The organism is Vibrio sp. VP6, from assembly GCF_028823755.1.
In the GTDB taxonomy this organism is placed as follows: Bacteria; Pseudomonadota; Gammaproteobacteria; order Enterobacterales; family Vibrionaceae; genus Vibrio; species Vibrio parahaemolyticus.
Genome location: NZ_JAPEID010000090.1, coordinates 1 through 3,947 on the forward strand (window position 1 = coordinate 1; position 3,947 = coordinate 3,947).

The 3,947-nt window shown below is 53.5% G+C and carries 3 protein-coding genes and 2 pseudogenes; all 5 read right to left on the bottom strand.

Annotated features, from left to right (window positions below):
* Positions 1-191: pseudogene (locus OU793_RS23690) on the bottom strand (type II secretion protein); the annotation flags it as partial.
* Positions 188-826 carry a hypothetical protein gene (locus OU793_RS23695; RefSeq protein WP_025789137.1) on the bottom strand — a complete coding sequence of 213 codons (639 nt, stop codon included), beginning with the start codon at positions 824-826 and terminating at the stop codon, positions 188-190. The pseudogene OU793_RS23690 and the gene OU793_RS23695, both read right to left, overlap by 4 nt.
* A complete protein-coding gene (locus OU793_RS23700) occupies positions 823-1,953 on the bottom strand; it encodes a hypothetical protein (protein ID WP_274647872.1) in 1,131 nt (376 codons plus the stop codon). Before OU793_RS23700 ends, OU793_RS23695 begins: the two co-directional genes overlap by 4 nt.
* The gene (locus OU793_RS23705; protein WP_274647873.1) at positions 1,953-3,440 is read right to left on the bottom strand and encodes a type II and III secretion system protein; all 1,488 of its coding nucleotides are present in this window, start codon (positions 3,438-3,440) and stop codon (positions 1,953-1,955) included. The genes OU793_RS23700 and OU793_RS23705 overlap by 1 nt, the downstream gene beginning before the upstream one ends.
* A gap of 14 nt (positions 3,441-3,454) precedes the next feature.
* Positions 3,455-3,947 (bottom strand): annotated as a pseudogene (locus OU793_RS23710) (hypothetical protein); the annotation flags it as partial.

A 3,947-nucleotide genomic window follows, 5' to 3' on the forward strand; every position in this document is an offset into this window, starting at 1 on the left:
TCGATGATGACGTCTTGTCCGAGCAGGGCTTTACTGCCTTGAAGTAAGTCCATGATGCGCCCCAGATTGGGCGCATTGAGATTCGAGGTTTGCACAGTGAGCGCGGCATTGACGATGGTGTAGCCATCGTCACGACACAAGGTCAGCAGCGTTTTTTCTTCGCTGTCGGTCAGTTTGGGAAAGTGACTCATAGGCCACCTTCCAGAACGCGAATGCGCGCGCCTTGTTTTAGGCGAACCCCATTGCCGTTGATGTTGGTGATACTGACGCCCTTAACCGAATCACCGGCTTTGACCAGAAACGGTTGGCCACCATCGAGAGCGAGATAGGCGCTTGCCTCATTGCCATCAACAAAAAGGCCACTGAGCGAGAAGCGGTCAATGGCCAGTTGAGAAGAATGGGGACTCACGGAAGGCGGTGAGTAAGGTTGCTCAATCACCGACACCGACGGAACGTAATCGCTTCGCCCTTCACTGCTTTCCTTTTGATTGGCCTTGCGAGTGCGTGATTTTTCTTCGGCAATCTGTGAATCCATTTTAGCCACCGCTAATTGCTCTGAGCGTTTAATGAGCTTTTGCGCATTCACATCGAGCGTTAGAGTGGGGGTGACCGATTGTGGTTTGGGCTTTTTCTTCACCACGGGCGCCACCGTATCGGGCAAAGCCTTTGGTGAAGGTGTAGAAGTAACCGTACTTGGCGCCGTTTGTTTGGCGGGCACTGAAATGGACGGCGGCGTGTTGAATTGAGGGGCGAGCCACATGCCCGCCACAGAGAGCCCGCCTATTGCTAAGATCCCGATTTGAATATGGGCTTTGGTGATTTTCATGAAAGGTCTCCAAGGTATTGAATGCGCATTTCAACGCGGTAAGTGCCATCGTCGCTCGGGGTGAGCGTGAATGCGTTTAAGCCCACCGGAAGGGGCTGATAAAGTGTGGCGAGAGAACGCAGTTCGCTTAAGGTCACGCCGCTTTTTTTCAGCGTCATATCGAGCGTACTGGTGAGCATCGCTTTGCTTTCTTTGCTGTCGGTGATGTCCCAACCCAATTTGATGAGCGTGTCAGCGAGGCGTTGCCCCAATTCGGCGGGCGCCATCTCCTTCGTCCACTTGTCCAGTTTGCCCGTCATGGGCTCACTGAGGGTAAGGGTGTCGATGGTCAAGACGGCATTGCTTAAGGAATGCTTGGCTAGCCACGCTTTTGCGGTTGAGAGCAAACCACCGTCTTCACGATTGAAGACCGCAGTCAGATTGTTGCCTTTAAGCGAGATTTTGCTTAACGCCCACCCTGATGGAGCGAGGGCGCTGGTTGCGGTCAAGGACAGGGCGTGCATCATGCCATCGGCGGCGCTTTGAGCGCGCCCGACCGCTGTGCGGTAGGCGTGATATTCATCGATTACTTGTTGCACTGTGTCTTTTGGTTTGGCTTGGTAGTGAGTGAACTGACTGACGCCAATCAACAACACACCGAGCACAATGGCCGTCACGGCCAGCGTTTTCGGGCGCTGAGATTTCAGTGCATACGCTTGTTTATCTTGAGGCTCAAGAACTGGGGCCGTATCCACTTTGTCACTGACCGCGCTTAAGTTAGGCGCAGACTCACTTTGTGTCAGTTTCTCAGTGACAAACACTTGCTCGCACAGTTTGAGTTTCACCTCATCCAGCTCATCCAGTGGCACCAGGCGCGCTTCACGCACCACATGGCCGCGAACGGTCATAAAAAACAGCACGTCTTTTTCGTGAAAGTCGAGTAAACACCAATGGTCAGGCGCGATGTCTTGCTCCACTTTGTTTCGCCACGCTTCACTGATGGCGACGGTCGGTTCATCGCTGTAATAGCGCGTACGCCACCCGTCTCTTTCTAGTGTGAGCTGGTACTTGCCCGGGAATTGCCGTGCCAGTTGCCAGCGGGATGACGACGTTTGCGTCGTCACCACATGGTTAGGAAGGCGCGTCATTACTTCACTCTCCTTGGGGTCAGCAATATCAGCGTTTCCACGGTCTCTTGTCCGCTCACTTGACTGCCAAGGCCATCAAAGCCAAAACTGGACGACTTATTGGCGGTTTGGGTTTGCTGCTTGACTGAGCCGATGATGACGGTTTGGCCATAACGCAGCTTGTTGGTGAACGACAAATCGGCGCTGCGCGTGGAGATAAAGCGCAATCTGGCGTCATCAATGGTTTCGGTGCTGTCACCGGCGATTTTGGTTAACTTGCCCGCGGTGCGTATCCAGACGAAATCGTCTTTCACGTTGGTGTTGACCATCATGTCGATGCCTTCCACCACATTGCCGCGCGTGGTGCTGGTTGAGGTGGTGGTGTCGGTCACTTCGGTTGAAATGTCTGACAGGTAAGGCGTTTTGACCGTCTGAGAGATGCGCGCCGGTTGCGAGCTGCTGGTCAAGATACCAATCGGTGTATCGGTTGAGACGGTGCCTTGTTGCTCCAGCGCTTTGATAAACGCGGTGGTGCCATCCCATTTCCCCGTACCTTGGAAAGCCAGACCGCTGCTTGAACTGACCAAGTCAGAGGTCGCGGACGTGCCAGGAATGATGAAATTTAAGGTGCCGTCACCGACATCTTTGACTAGGTTCCAATCAATGCCTTGGTCTTTGCCTAAGTTCGAACGAAACTCCAGTACGCGAATATCAAGAAAGACCTGTTTAGTCAGCTCGGCTTGATAGGTGTCAATCAGGCGGCGCACCTGTGCCATGCGACTTGGCGTGGTGCGCACGGTGATGGCGGTCAATCCAGGTACGACACGCACGTCACCGACGAGCTCATCGCCATCGTCTTCGCTTTCATCTTTGAGGACCGCTTCGACCGCTTTTGCTATTTCGGTGGTGATTTCGGTGTTGTTGTACACCGTCGTAATGTACTGGCCATCGACTTTGGTGGTCGAGGTATCGCCTTCATCGTCGCTGCTGCTTTCTTCGCTCTGACTGCCTTGTTGCGCGGAGTTGGCGCCCGATGGAATGGTCAATACAAAGGTTTCGGTTTGATAGTACCCCACCGTGAGCGAGTCTTGCTCTGGCGTTAAGCCGTAATGGGTCAAGCTACTGATGAGGTTTAAAATCGACTTACGCGAGGCGCGGGTGTTGACCGTTATCGGTGTGTTTGGGTTTACGTCGGGGTCAAACGACACTTCCACATTGGTGCCTTGCACGAGCATCGAGAGCACAAGCGATAAAGGCAGTTGATTGGCTTTGATGCGCACTTCTTGTTGGAGCCACTTTGGCGCTTTGTCTTGTTTGATTGGCGTGGCCAGAGCGGGCGGTTTGGTCAAGTATTGCACGTTGCCAAGTGGTGTCGCGTTCTTTGAGCGCGCGTCTTCCATCTGCTTTTGGACTTGGTCGGCATTGGCTTTGTGGTCAAGGTAGTCCTGACTGACGCAGCCGTTTAGCAGCATCATGGCCAGAGGCACAAAGAGTAAATGGGGTTTCATGGTGTTGAGCTTCATTATTCTTTCTCTCTAATAAACACACTGCGCGAACTGGGGATAAGCTGCGCTTGCACGGGGTAGCCCTCAAGGACGGTATCGAGCGCTAAATCAAACGCGCCGCGGGGAGTGACGATGCCGTATTCACTCATCAGCGGATAATCGTCATCGCTCATCCAAGACGGTCGAGCCCCGTCGTTATGCCATTGCCAACCGTAGACGTGGGCTAAATTCGCCACCGCTTCTTTTAAGCTGGCGCCGTGTACCCACTGCACATCAGGCATGGTGTTTAAGGTGTGGATGGCGGCAATGCCGCGCTGGACATCAAAACGCAGTGGTATGCCCAATGCTTTGCCGAGTTCGTGAATGGACACGGCAAGGCTACCGGTGAAGTTTTTGTTGCGCTCGATAGGCTCTAGCAACTTGGCTTGCTGCTCATCGCTGAGGCCGTACGCCACTTTAGGGGTCCGCTTGGAAAACGGAAAATATCCTACGTTAAGCTCATATTTTAAT